The organism is Nocardia sp. NPDC060220, assembly GCF_042727815.1.
Lineage (GTDB): Bacteria > Actinomycetota > Actinomycetes > Mycobacteriales > Mycobacteriaceae > Nocardia.
On the sequence record NZ_JBHWZY010000718.1, the window covers coordinates 1 to 3,600 of the forward strand.

The 3,600-nt window shown below is 68.7% G+C and carries 3 protein-coding genes and 1 pseudogene; 2 read left to right on the plus strand and 2 right to left on the minus strand.

The annotated features are described in order from the left end of the window. Positions 1–206 (plus strand): annotated as a pseudogene (locus tag ACFWF3_RS28345) (TetR/AcrR family transcriptional regulator); the annotation flags it as partial. A 12-nt stretch (positions 207–218) separates the two neighbouring features. On the opposite strand, the gene ACFWF3_RS28350 reads toward ACFWF3_RS28345, so the two are convergent. Then, positions 219–1,235: an EamA family transporter gene (locus tag ACFWF3_RS28350; protein WP_379316528.1), complete on the minus strand. Its 1,017-nt coding sequence runs from the start codon at positions 1,233–1,235 to the stop codon at positions 219–221. 103 nt (positions 1,236–1,338) lie between these two features. On the opposite strand from ACFWF3_RS28350, the gene ACFWF3_RS28355 reads away from it, so the two are divergent. After that, positions 1,339–1,839, plus strand: a complete 501-nt coding sequence (locus ACFWF3_RS28355; protein ID WP_378989483.1) for a MarR family winged helix-turn-helix transcriptional regulator — start codon at positions 1,339–1,341, stop codon at positions 1,837–1,839. A 24-nt stretch (positions 1,840–1,863) separates the two neighbouring features. Here the strand turns inward: ACFWF3_RS28355 and ACFWF3_RS28360 are convergent, their stop codons facing one another. Further along, positions 1,864–3,375 carry a SpoIID/LytB domain-containing protein gene (locus ACFWF3_RS28360; RefSeq protein WP_379316530.1) on the minus strand — a complete coding sequence of 504 codons (1,512 nt, stop codon included), beginning with the start codon at positions 3,373–3,375 and terminating at the stop codon, positions 1,864–1,866. Positions 3,376–3,600: the final 225 nt, after the last annotated feature.

Consider the following 3,600-nt stretch of genomic DNA (forward strand, 5'->3'; position numbering starts at 1 on the left):
CCCTTCGCCCGGACTGGACCCTCGAGGACATCGCCTTCATCACCTGGTCCCACATCAGCGTTCTCGCCGCCACCAGCACCGTCGCCCCCGACCTCTGGCGACGCAATCTCGCCCTCATCTTCGACGGCCTACGCGCGAAAGCCGCGCACCCCCTGCCGGTTCCGGCCCTCACCGAGGACCAGTTGATGCAGGCGATGCGCGGCTGACCTGATCAGCGGTCAGACCCGAACCGGCGCTGGAATCAGCTTCGGTGCAACCGAATTCACGGCCGACGCGGCATCGCCGCGCCGCCCGGCCGGATCCGGCACCGCATCCGCAGGCGAATCCTGTTCTCCCGCAACCTCTCCAACGGGGACGCCGACAGACTTGGACGGCATCTGCCCGAAGACGGTAGCCGCGAGCGCGACACCGAGACCGACGATCTGCAGCGCGGTCAGCGCCTGACCCAGCGCGATCCAGCCGATCACCGCGGCCGACACCGGACTGAGCAGACCGAGGAAGGACACCGAAGTCGCAGGCACCCGCGAGATTCCGCGGACCCACAGCCAGTAGGCCAGCGCGGTGCCGATGATGCCGAGGTACAGGTAGCCGCCGACGGCCTCTCCGTCGAGCGCGGGCGGCGCGCCTTCGATCAGCAGGGCGAGCGGCACGATGAACAGCCCGCCCGCGGTGAGCTGCCACCCGGTCATCGCCAGCGGGCCGACACCGTCGGGACGTCCCCACTTCTTGGTGAGCACGGTTCCCGCGCCCATCGAGGCCGCACCGGCGAGACCGGCGACCACACCGAGGAGATCGAGCTCAGCGCTGCCGCGGAGCACGACCAGCGAGACACCGAACACCCCGACGACACCCGCGATCACCTTGCGCCGCGTCGGCGCTTCGGCCAGCAGCACCGCCGCGAATCCGAGCGCGAACATCGGCGCCACCGCGCCGAGCACCCCGGCGACACCACCGGGCAGCCGGTACGCGGCCAGGAAGAGCAGCGGGAAGAACGCGCCGATATTGAGCACGCCGAGCACCGCGGCCCGACCCAGCCACTTGCCGTGCGGCAGGACCCTGGTGAGCGCGAGCAAGATCAATCCGGCGGGGAGCGCGCGCATGAGCGCCGTGAACAGCGGCCGGTCCGGGGGCAGGAATTCCGTGGTCACCGCGTAGGTGGAGCCCCACACGATCGGGGTGAGAGCCGTGAGCGCGAGGGTGCCCACGTAGCCGGTAGGGCGGGTTGCGGTCGTCATGTTCACTCCTGATTGATAATCTCAACGTTGAAATATCTACCCGCCTAGGTATCTCTGCGTCAAGTAGATGAACGTTAAGAGTTTCAACCGAGAGGAAAAACAGATGCGCGACGCGGTCGACCTGATCACCGAGCACTGGAACATCGAACGCCCGGATGTCGACGTGTCACCGATGGCGATCGTCGGCCGGATCACCCGGCTCTCGCGCGTCCTCGAACAGGATCTGAAACGCTTCTTCGCAGGTCACGGCCTGGAATTCTGGGAGTTCGACGTGCTGGCCACGCTGCGCCGCTCCGGCGGCGAGACCGGCCTCACCGCCGGAGCGCTCAACCGCGCCGCCATGGTCACCTCGGGGGCCATCACCAACCGCATCGACCGCCTGGCCGCGAAGAACCTGGTCCGGCGCGTCCCCTCCCCCGACGATCGGCGCTCGGTCTTCGTGCAGCTCACCGCAGAGGGCCGCGAGCTCGTCGACCGGCTGCTGCCGCTGCATGTGGCCAACGAGCAGCGCCTGCTCTCCGCCCTCGGCGCCACGGACCGCGAGCAGCTCGCCGACCTGTTGCGCACCCTGGCCGTCGCGCTGGACGACACAACGCTCGATTGACCCGACCCCGTACGTTCGGTCCGTCTACTCCCCGTCGTGCACGCCGGCTGGGCCGTGCGGAACCCCATTGTGCGCGCCGGGTACGGCGGCCGGGCCGTTCAGTGCCCCATCGTGTGCGCCGGGCGCAGCGGGATTCACCGGACCGTGTACCGGCTCGCCCCTGACCTCGGCATCCGTAGGGAACTGCACTCCCTGGGGATTGCCCGGTGCAACAGCTTGGGGGACATTGCCTTCCGGCATCTTCAGGGTGGGCCGGCCCGAGGCCGTCGCGGGCAACTGGTCACCCGCGTCCGGGACGAGCTGGAGCAGCGTGGAGAAGTCGACGACCTGTGCGCCGAGCGTCTTCGTCGCGACGATCACACCGTTCGTGTACAGCCGATACGTGCCCGCCCGTTGCGGCAGCAGCATTTCCGGACCGATCGGCTCGCCCACCGAACTGCCCGCACCGCCGATCCGCCGGTACTCGGTGTCGATCACCGACTCACCCGCCAGCGCCTCGATGGTCAGATCCGGCTGTGCGGGTGTCGCGGGAACCACGGGGGCGGGGGCGGGCGCGGATTCGACGAGTTCGCTGGGTGCCGGTCCGACCTCGAAGGTCTGGATGTCGGCGGGCCTGCCGCCATCCGGCGCCGCCGAGTATTCCGAGCGCAGGATCTGCCCGTCACGCAGCAACACCGTGCCCGTGGTGGCGGCGACGGCCTCGGTACTGCGCGAATCCTCTTTCACCGTACCGGGATACACCTGGCAGTCGGTGGTGTCGCAGGTCTGCGCGTAGGCGTAGCGACTCTCGGCGAGCGCGTAGGAGCGGGCCGCGATCGCCTGTGCGCGCAAGGCTTCGAAGGCGCCCTGGTCTGCCCAGTTGGCCTGCATTTCCGCGGGTAGTACGCCGGCTAGATAGTCGTCGAGGTCCACCTGGTTGACGGTGCGGAAGGACTCGCCCTCGAGCGCCACCCCGAGCGCGCCGCGGTAGGCGGTGCCGCCGCAGAGGGTCAGATGTTCGTCGGCGGGTCTGCCCGCACCGGCGCCGACCGGGTAGACGAACGGATCGTCGGTCGCGGCCTGCCACAGAACTTCGCCGTCGCAGCCCGCGGTCACCACCACGCTCGCCCCGCCGTCGGGCAGCGGGGTGAGATGGGCCGCGTCGCCGGGTCCGATCGTGCGACCGGCGACCTGCGCACCGGCAGCGGCGAAGGTGTCGAGGGTGGCGTCGTCCTGCGCCTGGAGCCGGACACCGATCGTTGTGGGGCCGATTTGCCCGAGATCAGCCCCGGGGTAGTAGTGCCCGAGAATCTCCTCGGCTGTCCAGCCCGCCCGCGCGTTGTCGAAAGCCCCGACCTGACTCATGCCGCGACCGTGTCCGGCGCCGGCGGTAGGCGTGATCTGCCCCGGCAGGATCTGCCACAGCCCGATCGCCCCGGCCATCGCCAGCACAGTTCCGCTGACCAGCACCGGCAGCGGCACGGTCCGGATCATCGGCACAGCCCTGCGACGGGTGCCACGGCCGGTACTGCGGGTGATCTTGGTGTCCGCTCTCATACTGCGCTCCCACGGTTTCGCGGTTCGACCGGCGGAGCTCGCGTCGGCATGTCGTCGTCGCCTAGCGGGATCCGAGGGCTACATTCGAGCAATCACATAAGTCTCGAGTTGAGGTTGAGATGTGTGACGTATGTTAACTAGTGTGATGCGTGAGGTTAGAGGAAGCAAGCATCACATGCGCGGAAAAACACGAGCTCGACCCGATAGGAGTCGCACGTGCGATAC